Below are 17,165 nucleotides of genomic sequence, written 5' to 3' on the forward strand. Positions count from 1 at the left end.
CATGCAACTGGACTGGACCACTTTCCTGCTCCAGATCGTCAACTTCGTGGTGCTGGTGTGGCTGCTCAAACGCTTCCTCTACCGACCCGTCATGGACGTGATTGCGCGCCGCCGCGAAGGCATCGAGAAGGCCTTGAGCGACGCCCGGGAGGCCGAGGCCCACGCCGAATCGCTGCGCCAGGACTACGAGCGCAAGCTCGCCGAGCAGGATCGCGCGCATGCCGTCGAGATGTCGCGCCTCGGCGACGAGATCGCCACCGAACGCGTCCGGCGCATGGCGAAGCTCGAGGCCGAGCTCGCCTGCGAACGCGAGCGTCATGCCGCGCTGGCCGACAAACAGGTCACCGAGGCGGCCCGCAAGGCCGGCGACGAGGCACGCGAGGCGGCGCTGGGCTTCGTCTCGCGGCTGCTCGGCCGCCTCTCGGGTCCGGAGCTCGACCGCCGCCTGGTCGACATGTTTGTCGCCGATCTCGCCGACCTCGCAGCCGACCAGCTCGCCGCACTGCGCGAGGCGGCCGGCGCGCCCGACGCCTCGCTGCAGCTCAGCCTGGCCCGCCCGCTGGCCGCGGCAGACCAGTCCCGCCTCGAAGCGGCGCTCGCCGCCACGCTGGGGCGCGAGTTGCCGCTCTCGGTGACGCTCGACGAAAGCCTCAAGGCCGGACTGCGCGTCGGCATTGGGCCCTGGCTGCTAGCCGCCGACCTGGCCGACGAGCTGGCCTTCTTCCGTTCCGGGGCGCGCCGTGGCTGCTGAACCCTCCGCGCCGCCCGCCGTCGTCGTCGCGACCGAGTATCAACCTCGGCTGCGCGTCATCGAGCGCGGCCGGGTCAGCTCGGTGGGCGACGGCGTAGTGTGGATCGAGGGCCTGCCCTCGGCGCGCATGGACGGCATCGTCAAACTCTCCGACGGCAGCGCCGCGCTGGTCTTTCACCTGGCCCCCGGGCGGCTCGGCGCGATCCTGCTCAACGCCACCTCGGCGCTCATGGCAGGCGGCGAGGCACGGCTCTCCGACGAGATCCTCACCATTCCCACCGGCGAAGCACTGCTCGGTCGCGTCCTCGACCCGCTCGGCGCACCGCTGGACGGCTTGCCGCCGCCGCAGTGCAATGGCCGCCGCCCGGTGGATGGCGGATCGCCCGCCATCGTGGCCCGCGACTTCGTCGACCGGCCGCTTTATACCGGCAGCAAGGTGGTCGACACCCTTATCCCGATCGGCCGCGGCCAGCGCCAGCTGCTGATCGGCGACAACGGCAGCGGTAAGAGCGCCCTGGCGCTCGACGCGATCATCGGCCAGCGCGACCAGAACGTGCGCTGCCTGTATGTGCTCATCGGCCAGAAGCGCTCGTCAGTGGTGCAGACCATCGAGACCTTGCGCAGCCACGGCGCGCTGGCATGGACCACGGTCGTGGTGGCGGAGGCCACCGCCAGCGCCGGCATCAAGTACCTCGCCCCGTTCGCCGGTTGCGCTATCGCCGAAGACTGGATGCACGCCGGCCACGACACCCTGATCGTCTATGACGACCTCACCACCCATGCGCGCGCCTACCGCGAACTTTCCCTGCTGCTGCGCCGCCCGCCCGGCCGGGAGGCCTATCCGGCCGACATCTTCTACCTCCATGCCCGGCTGCTCGAGCGCTCCACCCGGCTCGCCGTGGCGGGTGGTGGCGGCAGCATGACCGCGCTGCCGATCGCCGAAACCGAACAGGGCGAGATCGCCGCCTACATCCCGACCAACCTGATCTCGATCACCGACGGGCAAATCCATTTCGACACCGCGCTGTTCGCCCGTGGCGTGCTGCCCGCCATCGACATCACCCGCTCAGTCTCGCGCATCGGCGGCAAGGCACAGCACGAGGCGATCAAGCGCGAAGCCGGCCGCATGAAGCTCGACTACCTGCAGTTCCTGGAACTCGAAGTGTTCACCCGCTTCGGTGCCAAACTCGAGGCCTCGATGGAAGCGCGCATCCGCCGTGGCCGGCTGCTCAGGGAAATCCTCGGCCAGGACCGGCTCGACCCGCACAGCCCGGCCGACCAGCTCGCATGGCTGATCGCCTGCAACGAAAACCTGCTCGACGGTCTCGCAGGCGACGCCCTCGCCGTTGCGCTGCGGCACTTGCGCGAGGGGGCGACCACCACGACGCTGACGCTCGACAGCCCGCGCGACCAGTGGCTCTCGTCGGTGCAACACTGGCTGGCCGCCTGCCAGACGCCGACCGAAACGCTCGCAGCCTCATGAGCAAGCGCCGCGAACTGCAGGAGCACAGCGACAGCCTTGCCGACATCGGCGAACTGCTCGGCGCGATGAAAAACCTCGCGCTGGTCGAGAGCCGCCGCATCGCCACTTTCATCGACGCCCAGCGTGCCGCTGCCAGCATCGTCGAGCGCACGCTCTCCGACTTTGTCTCCGACTACGCCGGCCACATCGTCCCGACGGAACACCGCGGGGAAGTGCTGTGCGTCATCGGCTCGGAGCGCGGCTTCTGCGGCGATCTCAATCAACGGCTCGCCTGCGCTGCGGAGGAGATCCATTCGGGCGGCAGACCGGTCGAGGTCGGCGAAGCGGATACCGACCGACGCATCGTCCTCGTCGGCAACCGACTCGCCGATGCCTGGCGCGGAGAGGCTGCAGCGAAGATTCCCGGCGCAGGTTTTGCCGACGAAGTACAGAACATCCTCGCCGACCTCGTCGCCACCCTGACCCCGCTGCTACGGGCCACGCCCCACGCCGGTCCGCCGGCATTGAGCCTGCTCTACTTCAACGACTCGGGACCTGTTCATCAGGCCATGCTGCCGGCGCCAATGCCGCCCCACGCAGGGGCGCGACGCAGCCATCCCATCCAGATCAACCTCGCCCCCCAACTACTGCATGTGGCGCTGATCGACCAGTTTCTCCAGACGGCCCTCGGCTGCGCCCTTTACGATGCCCTGCTGCACGAGAACCAGCTCCGCCTCGAACACATGGAACAGGCTCGCCACCGCATCGACGAACAGCTCGAAGACCTCTCCCGCCGAGCCAATCGCGCGCGCCAGGAGGAGATCACCGAGGAGATCGAGGTCATCCTGCTCTCGAGCATCGCGGCCGAGAACGGCTGAAGACACCCCTCCCCGCACGAAGGTCGGAAAGGAGTCGGAGCGCCACAGGGGCCTGGAGGACGTCCAGCTGCGGCATCACCGGATGCCACGCCGATTTCTGCACCCCGTCGGGCGCATCCTCCCCCGTAGCGACAGCGCCCTACCGTTCAAGTACGCCGCCGATGTGTCGTTATCAGGCGGATATCGATGAAACCGGTGTCTCTCCCGCAAACCGAAGGAGGCTGTGTGGCCGCTCCGCTGCGCCTTGTCTGCCTGGTTCTCGCATTCCTGATCGCCATCCCGGGCGCAGCCAGCCTAGCCCGGGCCGACGAATTCCGGATCGGCGTGCTTGCATACAGGGGCAAGGCGCAGGCAGCCCAGCGCTGGCAGGGGCACGCGGACTACCTCAATGAAAGGCTCGCGCCACATCGATTCGTGGTAATGCCGCTCAGCTACGACGAGATCGACAAGGCCGTCGCAGACCACGCCCTCGCCTTCCTGATCACCAACAGCGGACACTTCACCGAGTTCGAAATGGCCGGTACGGTCTCGGCACTCGCAACTCGTCAGCTGGCGGCCAAGAACGGGGCGCTCGACCGTTTTGGCGGGGTGCTCATTACGCTGCGCGGACGAACCGACATCAGGGGATACGCGGATCTCGCCGGCAAGCGCGTACTGATCCCCGACCGTTCAAGCCTGGGCGGCTGGCAGGTGCATCTGCGTGAGCTGATCGAAGCAGGCGTGGATCCGGACGAGCTGCAGCCGATCGAGACGCAGAACCACGAAGCCGTCGTTCGCGGCCTGCTTGCCGGGCGCGCCGATGCCGGATTCGTACGCTCCGACCTGCTCGAATCGATGGCCGCCGCAGGCCAGATCGATCTCGCAACCCTGACGGTGGTAGCCCCGCGAAGCACGGCGGGTTTCCCATTTCTCCACAGTACACGGCTCTACCCGGAGTGGCCGTTTGCCCGCGTCAACGGCGTCCCGGAACGCATCTCGCGGCAGGTCGCCATCGCGCTCCTGTCGATGCCGGCAGACGATCCTGCAGCCCGCGCAGCGGGCCTGATCGGCTGGACGTCGCCGGTAAGCTACCAGGCGGTTCACGACCTCTTCCGCACCGCCCGCCTGGGCCCCTTCGCCCGCGAAGAGATCGGGCTGCGCGAGATCCTCGCCCGGTATGAGCTCCAGATCTCGCTGTTTCTCGCCATCGTGATCACCGCGCTTGCCTCCGCCCTGATCGTGATTCGACGCTCGAACGCGGCCCTGCGGACGGAAATCAGGCGCCATGACGAGACAGCGAAACGGCTCAAGGAGCGCGAGGCACGGTTCCGCTCCTTGTTCGAAGAAAACGTTCTGGGCATCGTTTATCAGGAACCCAGCGGCAAGATCGTGGCGGCCAATGGTGCCGCCGAACGGATCCTCGGAATTCCGATAGCAGCACTCCTGGGCCTCGATGCGCACTACCCGGAATGGCATGCGGTCTATCCGGACGGTCGCCCGATGGCACCGGCGGATCACCCCTCCTTGCGAGCTCTCTCCGAACGCAGGGTCATCTGCAGTGAACGCATGGGGATTTGCACGCCGGCGCAGGCACGAACTCACTGGCTCAATGTCAGCGCGGTGCCACAATTTCGCAACGGGGAGGACGAACCTTTCCAGATTTTCGTGGTTTTCGAGGACATCACCGAACAGGTCAACATCGAGACCCGCCTGAAACTGCTGGCGACGGTTTTTGCCAACACCCGCGAGGGCATCATCATCGTCGATGATCACCGCACGATCATCGAGGCCAATGACGCGGCTTCAAACATCACCGGCTTTAGTCGCGAGCATCTCATCGGTCAGCCCGCAAACTGCACACATGCGCCGGGCCAGCCTCCTTCGCTGTATCGCGAAATTCGCCAAAGTCTCGATACGAGCGGTCACTGGCGGGGCGAAATGACGGGCCTGCGCAGTGACGGGAGCACCTACCCGGTACATGTGAGCACGTCCGTGGTTCGCGACGCCTACGGCCGCATCACCCACACCGTCGGTGTTTTCAGTGACATCACGACGCTCAAGGAAACTCAGGCGCGGCTCGAGCATCAGGCCTATTTCGACGCCCTTACCGGACTGCCCAATCGGGTACTGCTGCTCGATCGCATCCAGCATGCGATCGCGGCGGCGGATCGGGCGGGGGACATGCTCGCCGTATGCTATCTCGATCTCGACGGGTTCAAGCCGGTGAATGACACCTGGGGGCACGCCGTTGGCGACAACCTGCTCGGACTGGTTGCCGGGCGACTGCAAAAGCTGGTCCGCGCGAGCGACACCGTCTCCCGGCTCGGCGGTGACGAATTCGTGATCGTCCTGAGCAGCCTCGCCGACGCCACGGAGGCTACCACCATGCTCAAGCGTCTGTGTGGTTCGCTGGCGAAGCCTTATCGACTCGGCGACCATGAGGTCACCGTGTCCGCCTCGATAGGCGTGACCCTGTACCCCGACGACAGCGGCGAGCCGGGCATCCTGATTCGTCACGCGGATCACGCCATGTATCAGGCGAAAAAGTCTGGGCGCAACCGCTTTCACATCTACGATGCCGAACACGAAAAGGTGGATGAGAGCCGCGCGGCGTCTCGCCGGATGATCGAGGACGCCATCGCGAATAACGAGTTCCGGCTCTTCTACCAACCCAAGGTCGACATGCGCGCGGGACGGGTGATCGGTGCCGAAGCGCTGATCCGATGGCAGCATCCCGACCGGGGCCTGCTGAGCCCCGACGAGTTTCTCCCGGTGGTCGAGTATGTCGACCTCAACGTCGAGTTGGGGCGCTGGGTGCTCGACACGGCCTTCGCGCAAACGCAGGATTGGCACGACGCCGGGCTCGATCTCGCGATCAACGTCAACCTGTCGGCCGATCACCTGCAACATCCTGACCTGATCAGCGATCTGGAAACCCTGATCGACCGCTATCCCCGCGTCGACCCTGGTCGCATCGAACTCGAGATCGTGGAAACCGTCGCGCTCAGGAACCTTGCGGAGGTCTCCGCCCGACTCAAGGAATGCCAATCTCTCGGGTTCCGGTTTGCGGTGGACGACTTCGGCACCGGCTACTCCTCTCTTTCATATCTCAAGTCGCTGCCGGTCGACACCCTCAAGATCGATCAGGTCTTCGTGCGCGACATGCTCGACGACCCCGAAGATCTCGCCATCGTCGAGGGCGTAATTGCAATGGCCGGAGCATTTCGCCGCAGCGTCATTGCCGAGGGCATGGAAACGGAGGCCCACGGCCGCCTTCTGCTGAGTCTCGGTTGCGATCTTGCCCAGGGATTCGGCATTGCCCGCCCGATGCCTGCCGCCGCCCTGCCGAACTGGATCGCACAATGGAAGAGCCCCGAGAACTGGAGCGCGCCCGGCATCTGCCGCTGGAGTCGCGAAGACCTGCCCCTGCTCACCGTTGAAATCGCCCATAAACGCTGGCTGCGCAACCTCGGTCAGGTCCTGGAAAGCAATGTCAATGCGACGAGCCTGAAGACAGACGGCGCATTGCGCTGCAATTTCAGTCAGTGGCTCAACGGCGAAGGGACACGCCGTTATGGCGGGAGCCCCGGCTTTCATGCGCTGGCCAAGACCCATGAAACGACCCACCATCTCGCTCACGAACTCGTCGCCTGCAAACTCGAAGGTCGTGGGATCGAGCAGGCGCAGCTCGACGCCCTGGACGCGGCAAGCACCCGCTTCACTATGGAAGTCCTGGCCCTCCGGCACGAGATCGAAAACCTGAATGGTTTGCAGCAACACGGTAACGCTGACGCTGCAGCATGACCATCCCCCTCCTGTGCCGAATCAGGAAGGATCTGCTCACATGACATTCCGGGCGTCCGGATATGCCCGGGAAAGTCTCACACCCGCAATCGCTTTGATGTATCGTTTCAATTCATGCTGCATTGCGACATCGAGACATGAGATCATTGACGCCCTACCTCTCAGGCTTCGCCCTTGCCTTCTCGATGGCCTTCTCAGCACCGAGCTGGCCCGGCGATCTGCTTGATTACAATCCGGAATTCGGCAATACCGAGCAGCTCGATGCGCCCGACTCCGTCGTCGAAGTCCGGATCGATCGGAGCAAGACCTTGATGACGATCCCGGCAAGGTTTTACGGGATCAATATGCACCCGGGGTCGAGCAAGTACGAGTTTGCGCGCCCCGAACTGCTCAGAGCGCTCAAACCCGACGCGGTGCGGATCATGACACTGATGCGAACCGACTGGCCGGCTGATCACAGTGGGCGACGCATCTCACCGCTGTCCACCGGACCAGGCCGGTTCGATTGGCATGAACTCGATACGCTCGTCGACAATATCGTCTCCATCGGGGCGGAGCCCTATCTGGCGCTCGGATTCGGACCACCGAGCTGGCTCAGCGGCGCACCGGCCGAATGGGTCCGGCGACCGCCTCCCCGCGCTCGCATACCTGAATACGCCGATTTCATGGCAAGCATCGTGGAAAGATATGCCACGCTCAAGGCCCTGCCGATCCGCCGGGTGACGATCGACAATGAGCCCGAAAACGTTGGTTATTCAATCGAGGACTACATGAGCCTCGTACGCCTCGCCAAAGAACGCATCAAAGAACGCGCCCCGGATGTTCAGGTCGGCGGACCGACCATTGGTTATGCATATTGGCCGCAGCCTGCAGGCAACAGATTGGACTTCGCGGCGTCCACCAAGGAATTCGCGATGACCGGCACGCCATTCGATTTCTATGACTGGCATATCTATTCGACCACACCCGAACCCGTACTGCGTACGGTACAGGCAGTACGGCGCTGGTATGACAGCAGACTTCCACTGGTCATCAGCGAACTCAATCGGGATTGGCGTTTCGGTGGCGCCGCACGGGAACGCTCCGAGGAGAACAACACCGGCTGGGAATCAGTGGCGTGGCTCGCCTATCTGTACGATCGTTTGCAGCTCGCGGGTATCGATCAGGTTTTTTACTTCGCATGGAGAGAAAACACACTGGGGCTCGTGAGTGCCGACTCCTCTCGTATCCGGCCAAACTTCTACCTCTTTTCGGTATTGACCAATGCGCTGGGCAGAACGAGAATTGCAACCAATATGAATAATTCGGCGGTCGGTTGCATCGCAACAATATCGGCCCAAGGGAAAGTGGCGGCGGTGATCTACAATCGGACGGCCAGGACTGCAAAGATCGCAGTAAACACCGGCAGTCGGGCGGATTTGTCGGTTCAACGCTTTTCGGAGAGCTGGTATCGTTCGACGCAGCGACAAGCTGCCGACCCGCTGAATGCTCCGCCAATCGAGGTGCAGGCGCAGCGCGGTCAATCACCGGTCAGCTGGGATCTTCCGCCGGGAGGGTTTGCCCTTGTACTTGAGTGAATGTCGCCGTCGGGACATCTGTCGATCCGCGTTTCCGGCTCGGCAATGCGTGGCGGAAATCGAATCCTCATCCGCTGCACTTGGCGGCCTCCGATGCAGGAGTGTCCGCCTATTTCAATCCGCCTGCACATTACGTAAACATCCGCTCCGCCCCCGAACATCCTTGAATTCAAGAGGCCAAAAATGATCTCGCGACTCGTGATTCTCCCGATGGCATTCTGGATCTCGTCGGCATCCGCACTTGAATACGCACCTGGTGTTGTGTGGGACCGATACGCGGACTGGACACCGGGAACGACACCCGGCTCCTCGGACGGCAACGCCGACGATGATCGAAATGGGAATCCGACCTGGCTATATGCAAATCTGCAGGGAGGCGGTGGACTCGGCTCCGCCACGCCTTGGTTCGAAGGAACTGCAAACCCCCAGGTCTGGGACGACTCCTGGACCGGAGCGCTGTCCAATCAGGCATGGGCGCGCGCATATAACGGTCCGGGGGAACCCAAGATAGGCGCCAACCCGCCAATCACACGTGGCAACATGATTCATGATCTGAGCCAGAATACCGGCTCATGGAATTACAAGCCGGGGATTCTCTGGCTGAATCCGGCCGGAGAAGGTTCGATCGTAAATGTCACTGGAAGCTTCACCGCGACCTGGAATGGATACGGCCTTGCTTACTACCCGGACATCCCCATCGAATATGTCGCCGCGAAATTCGACAGTTCTTCGAATTATTTCGAGATACTTTATTCCGGGCGCGTCACGAACCCTCAGGTCGGAGCGAGCTATACAGGAGTAGTGAGGGTAACCCTGCCTGATTTGAACCTCGAGAATCTGCGCTTCGACGAGGGTGACTACATGATCTATTCGATCAGGGGTGACAGCAGCTACCAGTGGCCAGCAGCATGGGTGGGCCTGACGGACTCACTCCAGATCACGCTCGTCAGTCAGGTCCCGGAACCCTCACGCTGGGCGACGATGTTGTCCGGCGTCCTGATAACTGCGGCGGTCGCCCGGCGGCGCAAGGGCAGATCAGCGAGCTGAACCCTCCGGCATCGGTCAGGCAACGAAACCTTAGAGGCCGCCGCCAGCTCTCACCCGCCAGGTCGCGACGTAATGTCGTTTCCATTCTTGGTGACGAGGCTTCTGAGGAGCAATGCAGCAAGCAGAACGCTCGAAAGAATCGACGCGTTGATGCAGTTTTCCTGAAGCGGCATGTTTGCCAGCCAGGAACACACGAGCGCGACCACCGCCACCACCCGGTCCCTCAGCCTGCGGTCGGCCGTGCGACCGACTGTCAGCAAGGTACGCAGGGATACGATCAACAAGCTGGAAAGGGCAAGCACGCCTAGACCACCCAACTGATGCACGAGCACCCCAACACCGCTCTCCGAGCCTGACCCGAGCCAGCCGGCACCGAGGGCCCCGTCCTCGAGATATCCCCGGCCCAGATTGCCACCATCGCCGATGCCGTAACCGAGCACCAGGGCCTTCGCCCCCCCGTGGAATACCGACTTTATACCGCCGACGAGCCCCAGGAAGTGCATCCGGTTGCTCGCGTCCAACAACGTCGCAAGCAACAACTGGATTACGACGAAACCGACCGTCCCCCAGAACATTGCCGGTACGGACCGCCGCCCGACGAGGTAAAGAACCAGGGCCTGGAAAAGGAGAAGCCATGCCCCCTTTGATAAGGAAAGGAAAAGCAGAATTCCGAATGTGGCAGCGAAAACGAATCTCCGCATGACAAGGAAGGCGAAACCGAGGCAGGCGAAAAAATAACCAGCGACAATCGGATCGGGAAAGCTGCCGACAAAGCGATTCGTGACGTAACCCAGAATTCGCGTTCCCCAGGACGGATCGTACCCCCCTGCGGGAATCCACTCCCCCGGCCGCGCCCTCATGAACGATGCGAGATCCGGCCGGAAGAAATCGTAAGTGACCGGAAGGAGAACAAAGTGGAGGGCCCCGGCCAGAACGCCGAGCAGGCAGACTGCCGAAACAACGTCCACATCCTTGTCGCCGAGCTTTGGAATCGAGAAGAGCAAACCCAGCAGGAACACCGTCAGGACAAGCGGCAGGAACGAGTTGACGGCATAGGTAATTCTCGCGTCGATCGCCGCTCCGGACCCCAGAAAGCAGACGGACAGCACGGCGATCGAGAACAGGCCGGCAAGCATATTCGAGCGAAACCGGGAATCGGCCCCCAGACCCTTGACGACCATCAGCACGACGAGCGATAGCGCCGACACGAACCAGGCGGATCGCAAGCCGAGAGCGTAGCGAAACAACCCGGACGGATAACCGCTGAGCCCGGAGAAGAAACCGAAGACAGGGTGGTATGCCGAATTGAACGCCACGACGAAGAGCAGCGCGAGAACAAGCGCGTTGGTTGGCGAACCGGCAAACGGTAGCACCAGCAAGAGCCCCCCGGCCAGAAAGGCACCTGCCAGAAAATAGAACGGAAGCTCCGCCGCAGCAGACAGCAGCACGACCACGCCGAAAACCGACCCAACCCAGACGACGAGCTGAAAATTGAGCTCACCGGGTACCGGATTGCAGCGCCCCCGGTCCGCTATCAAAACGCCGGACGTCATGATCGTTGTCTCACAGGGAGCAGATGCCGTTGAAAAATGGCCTTGCCCGCGCTTTCAACAAGATTTCCGACCAGGAGACAAACGACGAAATACACGACGAATACGGGAATGAGCGCGATAACGCCAGCGCCCGCAAGAACACCGTCACCGAGCAATCTCGAGATCGGGTGATGAACAAGGTACAGCCCGTATGACATTCCCCCGAGACGAACAAGCAATCGCACCAGAGGAGCCTCCAGGGACATTGCATTTCGCAATCCCAGAAATGCCGCTGACAGCAGCAATATCTGGGCGACCGCGAAAAAATCGTCGTTGAAGATGCGACCACTCTTCGAGAATCCGAGGAATACGCCAGCGCACTCGAACAACAGGCCGACGAACAGCGGCAACATTACCGGAACAGCCAGGATGCGATCCAATCGGCCGGCCCGCCAGGCTGAACACACTGCCGCCCCGGCAACGAATTCCCAGACATAGTTGAGAAAGAATGCGGTAAATGGATTCAGCGCCCCGGCATCGAAAGCCACCATGCCATTCATGCCCAGAATGAGCACCAGTAACTTGTATGAGAATGAAACGGCAAATGCAAAAGCAGTCGCACGCGCCGGATTGGCACGTATCGTCTCTGCGAAAAACATGTGGACAAAATACATCGGCACCAAGGCGCCAACGAACCACCAGTTCCCATTGATCGCATTGATCGTTGAAACCGAATAGTTCTGGACAAGGGCCACGGCTGCCAGGAAATCGACCGCGGCACCGACATCCGGACTCCTCGCCGTCGCCAGGAATACGATGCCGGTACATAGCAGAACGGCAACGAAATATGCAGGATAAAGCCGATCCATCCGTTTGAGAATGAAGGCCCGGCGATCGAGGCGTCCCATTCCGTTCGAAGCGGCGAGCCCGAATCCGCTCAGGAAGAAAAACACGTGAATCCCCTGGCTCCCCACCCTCGTGGCCTGCAGAAACATCGATTCTGCCCACAGAAGCGCCCCCCCGGTCGACCCACCATCCTGAACTGCATTGCGCAATGCGGCCGCCCCGTGATCACCAAAGAAGTGAAACGCGACGATCTCGAGAATGGCGACCCCCTTCAGCAGGCTCATCCATGACGAAACATCGCTGTGAATCGGCCCCTCGCTCCCGAGGCGTGACGTGTTTGGCATTATGGGAGTCGCCCGGTTTCCATTGAAGTGGCCCCGAAGAAAGATCGAAAAAGTGCAACGGTCGTCACACGAGACGAAGCGGAACGGGCGCATTGCGCACGACCAGGTCTCCGGACTGCAACTGCGCAAACACGCGGCCGCCATACAGCCAGGCACAACGCAACCGATGTTCCCTGGAGCGCGAGAGTTCGCCCTGAAGCGCTTCCACGGACAAGCTCATCCGAGGCTGGGCCTTGACTTGATGAAATCCTGCAATTCGACGACGCCTCCGATCGCCGAGATGATGATCTGAACCAGGAACAAGACGAGTGAAGCAATGAGGGCTGATTCACTTGGCACGCCAAAGAGGGGAAAAAGTGAAAAGAACGCAAGTTCCCTGACACCCAGCCCTCCCACCGAAACAGGCACCATCAAGAGAATTACGACGACCGAACGGACAAATGTGACCGCCCAGAACGAAACATCGCCGACGATCATGCTCAACACGACCCAGCCGCTCATTACGATCAAGACATGTTGTATCAAAGCGTAGAAGAAGACTAGCAGGGACTTTTTCAACCCCAGTTTCCCGAACTCAGAGAACGCATCGCCCGCCTTGTGCAGGATTTTTAGCCCAAAGGAGGCGGCCCGATTTAACCAGGCGAGCGCCCGACCGCTTTCGCCAGACACTGCGGACGATAGTCGCGAAAGGACCTTGACCGGAACACCGGACACCAGCAGCGCAATGACGAGCACAGCGCCGGCAAGAACACTGGAGACGACCGATTCAAGGTCAACCGAGCTGACGCTCGGCGACTTCTGCAGCACGAACAGAGCGGCTAGCGCGACAATTCCCGCTATGGCCAACTGCAGGAGCTTGTGAAAAACCACCAGTGCTGCTGAATCGTACCCGCCATAACCCACGCGACGGTATTTCTCCCACCGAACGAGGAATGTCAGACCCGCTGGTAGAAACAGCACGTAGAACATCAGGGTCAGATTTATTTTGCATAGATTCAAGACGCCGATCCGCGCCCCGCTTTTCATTGACTCGTGTATCTCGAGGGCCTGGATGTATACCACCCCCATGAAAATGAGCGCGGTCGCGACAACGATCCCCGAGATATCCGCCTGACCCACTGCGCTCAAGAGCGCCTCGCGATCAACGGTAAGCACCAGATAGATAACGATTGCTATCGACAGGCTCAGTTTCGCCAAATGCTTGAACCAGGGATTCTTGAAAAGGGCGTGAATCATCACCTATTCCCGATTTTTCGTTGCCATCTCGAACTTCTGTTTTGCAATCAATGCGAGAACGAGTGGATCGTCTACAAAATATCGCCGCCAGAGCCGCCGGGGATTCTGCGCGAACCGAAACAACCATTCCAGATTGAGACGTTGAACCCACAGAGGCGCGCGCTTTTCCGCACCAACCACGAATAGGATCGATGCGCCTATACACAACCCGACGCCAGTTGCGCCGGCGTCTGCCAGGCGCTGCGCAAGCAGCTCCTGCTGGGGCGAGCCGACGGCGAGAAAGACGAAGCGCGACGGATTGGCGAGCACGAAGCGCACGGCGTCCGCGATGTTCGCCTCGTTCCGGATGAAACCCATTGGCGGATTGTGGTGGCGGATGGCCAAATGCGGGAAGCGCCGGCGCAACTCGAGGATGGTCGCGTCGTCCGATCCGATTACCGTCACCTGATCGCCGGAGTCGAGGTGGCGCTCGAACACCCGGCGCGTCAGATCGCTGCCCGTGACCACTTCGGGAAAGCGAACCCCGACGAGGGGCGCAAGCCGGGCAAGGACACGACTGTCGCAGACCGAGATCCAGGCGCCTTCGTAGAGATGACGATAGCCCTTGCGCGCACTGCGCACCACATGATCGACATTCGGTGTGGCCACGTACCTGAACACTTCGCCTGCGGGCCGCTCGGTAATGAGACGGTCGACTTCCTCGATGGCCAGCAGATCGAATGGCGTACCCGCGACATCCACCCGCGCGCCCTTGCGAGGGTTTTCACCCGGGGCGGGTTGCGGGCAGACAGGTGTTCGGGAACTCACGATTTCAGCGCATCCGCAAGGCGTACATAGTTGGACTCCGCCAGCTCTTTCATGCGTGCGGCAGCCTCGCCGAAGCCGCCAGCAGAAATTGCACGGTCAAACCCTGCTTCAAGCGCATCGGCAGAAAGATCCGTCGCCGCAATGGTCAACTCGGCACCCAGCTTCGGGCCGAACACATCGCTCATGATGCCGTATGCCTTGCGGCTGTACGCCACACTGACGGTCGGCACCGCTTGCGACATCGACGCAATGGTGGCATGCGTTCGGGCGCCGAGGAGGCAGTCGGTCAGCCCGATGATTCCCTTGAACTGGGCCGCGGAGAATTCGCCACTGACGATCCTGCACATGCGCGCGTCGGTCAGCTTCGAATGGAGTTCCTCACAGGCAATCAGGTCGTTGTTGTTCGGATTCCGCTCCATGACATGCGGTATCAACAAGACCAGGTAGCCGCGCGCATTGAGCCGACGCACGAACTCGGTCAGTTCACTGAAATACCGCGAACGCTCGAGCTTCGAATATCGGATTACCCCTTCACTCACGGACAGGGCCACGAGCTTCTGCTGAGTCGCGTCAACACCAAACCGGCTCAGCAGGATCTCCCTGCATGTGTCAGCCGGCGCGGGCTCCAGCCCGAACGCAACGTCCGCAGTCTGGTAAAGAGGCACATCGAGTCGCAGGCTCTTGAGATACTCAAAACTCTCGCTTTCCCTGACGGTAATCAGAAACAGGTTTTCCAGCGACTGTCTGAAGTAATCCTCGTCCTGTTTGGTGAACGGTCCGATCGTATGCGCGATCAGCGCGGCTTTCTTGCGATCGAGCGAAACGATCGACGACAGGTGCTTGCGGAGGTTTGAATAATCCGAGGTGAAGATATCTCCCCCCGTCGGCAGAACGAGATCGGCCGAGCGCAGCGCGCTGAGCTGTCGGGTCGGATAGCCGGCAAGCGTATTCGGCAGGATTTTTTCGGCAACCCTCATGCCCGCGTACGCGATGCGATTGAATCCAAGCGCGCTCGGGTGGTTGGGCGACAGCGTCAGATAGGATGGCCGCACATCCGCGATGCCGGCAAGGCGCCAACGATCGTAGGACGGATCGTTCGTATGGAGTTCGAACTGCAACGGCTCGGGAAGGTGTCGCTTCGCCCCCTGGATCATTGAAACCACAAGCGCTTCGCAACCACGGTTTCGAAGCCCCGTGTTGTTGGTTATCGCAATTTTCAAGACGTTTACTCCGAAATACGAAATTTCTTGCCACTGCTCAGAACGAGCCAATCAGACGAGCTTCCAACTCGGCGGGAATCGCGCGCAGCAATTGCTCGGAAAACGCCCGTTGCAGCTCAAAGCCTTCCGCGGAGTTCGCGCCCAGCGTGGAAACGCGAAACAGGTAGCCATCGGGGATATAGCCGGCCAGGGCATACTGCAACTGAACCAGCTGACGTTCGACATAGCTGCGAACCACATGGTCGCCCATGGTGAACCAGTAGGTCACCGGCTCCACCCTCGCACCATATCGGGCGACAAGCTGCGTGGCCTGCACCTGCCTTCCGAGCAGCGGCCAGGACACCTTTTCGAGATTGCGGATCTGGAACCCCTGCGCCCGGTAGCAGACTTCCTGGCGATGTGCGCGCAACCCCTGCTTCTGCGACGAACCGTAGGCGATGGACAGCATCACATGCTGCCCCCGTGCATTGACGTAGGTGTAGCTCACGAGCTGATCGTATGTTTCCGCGAGCGACTGCGCCTGATCGGGCGATGGATTGATCGGCACGATGCTGTCATCCAACTTCCATTCGCCAAAGGCGCGTGGAACAGCGCTGGCGAGATCGATCGACGCCACCTCTTCAGCCAGCTTCCTTGTCGGCGTGAGCACGACGGCGAGACAACCCGACGCGATCATGAGGCAACACGCGGCAAGCGCCTGTCTCAACATCGGACCGATACCGCGGGAAGGTCCGGCCACTGCAGCATGCTCGACCCGGCTCATGTCGTCCTCATCCCCGGCGCGGCATCGCTGCCCCTGTCGCCTTTTGTACCGATCCGCAACAGCGAATCGGCAACAATGATCAGGAGAAGCCCCGAGAGGAAAAGTACCATGCCCGCAAATCCATGAAGAAAACCCTGGCCGGCTTCGTCACCGAGGTGGTAAGTCACGAGCGTGAGCACGATCACCCGAACCACGTTTGATACGAACGAAATCGGAATGATCAGCAGGGCCAGCACAATGTTCCTGACGGCCGAACTGTGCTGGACGAGATTGAGGTACAGGAGGCCCATTGCCTCGAGGGTGAAAAGCGTATGCAGGCCCGCGCAGGCATCGGCGACCAGCAACTGGTACTGCCCGATCTGGAGGATCACACCACTTCGGGCAATCGGATAGCCCGCCGCGAAAAGGATCGCCTCGGCAAAATACGACACAGCCATCTTCATCGGCTGGGTCACCGCGTCCACAAAGAACCCGGGCAAGGGGATCATGAAGATCATGAAGAACAACGGAAACCAGACCGCAGCCAAAGCCTTGCGCCCGCGCAGGAGCAGGACACTGCCGGCCAGGGCAGGAATGAGCGAGCCGATCTCGAAAATGACGATCTGCTGTGAACGCCCGAGCACGTAGGCAAACCCGGCTATCACCAGGACTGGCCATGCCAGATAGCCGCTGCGGCTTTCCCTCTCGGCCTGTTCGACCTCCGGCCATTTCCGATAAAGAAGCCAGAGTGCCACGCAGAACACGATAGGCCCATGTGCCTGATCGCTCGAAGACCAGATGCCGCGAAACAGGTCGACGAAGCTCGGCACATACATGAACGCCAGCCCCGCAAGCAGGACAAGCCAGGGTAGGGCTCGGCTGGTTTGCGGATCGTAGCCGGGCCCGGCGTCGGCGTTCATCGCGTTCAAGATATGCATGG

The 17,165-nt window shown here is 61.5% G+C and carries 14 protein-coding genes; 6 read left to right on the forward strand and 8 right to left on the reverse strand.

Annotation, left to right across the window (positions count from 1 at the left end; all coding sequences use genetic code 11):
- Position 1: 1 nt before the first annotated feature.
- The 6 genes from GQB03_RS13075 to GQB03_RS13100 all read left to right on the forward strand — a co-directional run bounded on the left by GQB03_RS13075 (position 2) and on the right by GQB03_RS13100 (position 9,498).
- Positions 2 to 751 carry a F0F1 ATP synthase subunit delta gene (locus tag GQB03_RS13075; protein WP_159689945.1) on the forward strand — a complete coding sequence of 250 codons (750 nt, stop codon included), beginning with the start codon at positions 2 to 4 and terminating at the stop codon, positions 749 to 751.
- Positions 741 to 2,234 (forward strand): F0F1 ATP synthase subunit alpha, encoded by a 1,494-nt coding sequence (locus tag GQB03_RS13080; RefSeq protein ID WP_159689948.1) that lies wholly within the window; start codon positions 741 to 743, stop codon positions 2,232 to 2,234. The genes GQB03_RS13075 and GQB03_RS13080 overlap by 11 nt, the downstream gene beginning before the upstream one ends.
- On the forward strand, positions 2,231 to 3,091 hold the full coding sequence (locus GQB03_RS13085; protein WP_159689951.1) for a F0F1 ATP synthase subunit gamma: 861 nt from the start codon (positions 2,231 to 2,233) through the stop codon (positions 3,089 to 3,091). The genes GQB03_RS13080 and GQB03_RS13085 overlap by 4 nt, the downstream gene beginning before the upstream one ends.
- A 225-nt stretch (positions 3,092 to 3,316) precedes the next feature.
- On the forward strand, positions 3,317 to 6,874 hold the full coding sequence (locus GQB03_RS13090; RefSeq protein ID WP_159689954.1) for an EAL domain-containing protein: 3,558 nt from the start codon (positions 3,317 to 3,319) through the stop codon (positions 6,872 to 6,874).
- Positions 6,875 to 7,020: 146 nt separating this feature from the next.
- On the forward strand, positions 7,021 to 8,451 hold the full coding sequence (locus tag GQB03_RS13095) for a GH39 family glycosyl hydrolase (RefSeq protein WP_159689956.1): 1,431 nt from the start codon (positions 7,021 to 7,023) through the stop codon (positions 8,449 to 8,451).
- Positions 8,452 to 8,634: 183 nt separating this feature from the next.
- Positions 8,635 to 9,498: a hypothetical protein gene (locus GQB03_RS13100; protein WP_159689959.1), complete on the forward strand. Its 864-nt coding sequence runs from the start codon at positions 8,635 to 8,637 to the stop codon at positions 9,496 to 9,498.
- A 50-nt stretch (positions 9,499 to 9,548) separates the two neighbouring features.
- Here GQB03_RS13100 and GQB03_RS13105 read toward each other — a convergent pair whose 3' ends face one another.
- The 8 genes from GQB03_RS13105 to xrtB all read right to left on the reverse strand — a co-directional run bounded on the left by GQB03_RS13105 (position 9,549) and on the right by xrtB (position 17,163).
- Positions 9,549 to 10,952, reverse strand: coding sequence for a hypothetical protein (locus GQB03_RS13105; protein ID WP_159689961.1), 1,404 nt, complete (start codon positions 10,950 to 10,952; stop codon positions 9,549 to 9,551).
- Positions 10,953 to 11,047: 95 nt separating this feature from the next.
- Positions 11,048 to 12,313 (reverse strand): acyltransferase family protein, encoded by a 1,266-nt coding sequence (locus GQB03_RS13110; protein WP_159689963.1) that lies wholly within the window; start codon positions 12,311 to 12,313, stop codon positions 11,048 to 11,050.
- On the reverse strand, positions 12,285 to 12,428 hold the full coding sequence (locus GQB03_RS13115; RefSeq protein ID WP_159689966.1) for a hypothetical protein: 144 nt from the start codon (positions 12,426 to 12,428) through the stop codon (positions 12,285 to 12,287). The genes GQB03_RS13110 and GQB03_RS13115 overlap by 29 nt, the downstream gene beginning before the upstream one ends.
- Positions 12,429 to 12,436: 8 nt before the next feature.
- On the reverse strand, positions 12,437 to 13,456 hold the full coding sequence (locus tag GQB03_RS13120) for a lysylphosphatidylglycerol synthase transmembrane domain-containing protein (RefSeq protein ID WP_159689969.1): 1,020 nt from the start codon (positions 13,454 to 13,456) through the stop codon (positions 12,437 to 12,439).
- Between the two features lie 3 nt (positions 13,457 to 13,459).
- On the reverse strand, positions 13,460 to 14,263 hold the full coding sequence (locus GQB03_RS13125) for a WecB/TagA/CpsF family glycosyltransferase (protein WP_159689971.1): 804 nt from the start codon (positions 14,261 to 14,263) through the stop codon (positions 13,460 to 13,462).
- Positions 14,260 to 15,483 (reverse strand): polysaccharide pyruvyl transferase family protein, encoded by a 1,224-nt coding sequence (locus GQB03_RS13130; RefSeq protein WP_159689974.1) that lies wholly within the window; start codon positions 15,481 to 15,483, stop codon positions 14,260 to 14,262. Before GQB03_RS13130 ends, GQB03_RS13125 begins: the two co-directional genes overlap by 4 nt.
- A 37-nt stretch (positions 15,484 to 15,520) precedes the next feature.
- Positions 15,521 to 16,246 carry an exosortase-associated protein EpsI, B-type gene (gene epsI, locus GQB03_RS13135; protein WP_327516814.1) on the reverse strand — a complete coding sequence of 242 codons (726 nt, stop codon included), beginning with the start codon at positions 16,244 to 16,246 and terminating at the stop codon, positions 15,521 to 15,523.
- The gene (xrtB, locus tag GQB03_RS13140; protein ID WP_200832219.1) at positions 16,243 to 17,163 is read right to left on the reverse strand and encodes an exosortase B; all 921 of its coding nucleotides are present in this window, start codon (positions 17,161 to 17,163) and stop codon (positions 16,243 to 16,245) included. Before xrtB ends, epsI begins: the two co-directional genes overlap by 4 nt.
- Positions 17,164 to 17,165 lie beyond the last annotated feature (2 nt).

The organism is Cognatazoarcus halotolerans (genome assembly GCF_009800965.1).
GTDB classification, from domain to species: domain Bacteria; phylum Pseudomonadota; class Gammaproteobacteria; order Burkholderiales; family Rhodocyclaceae; genus Cognatazoarcus; species Cognatazoarcus halotolerans.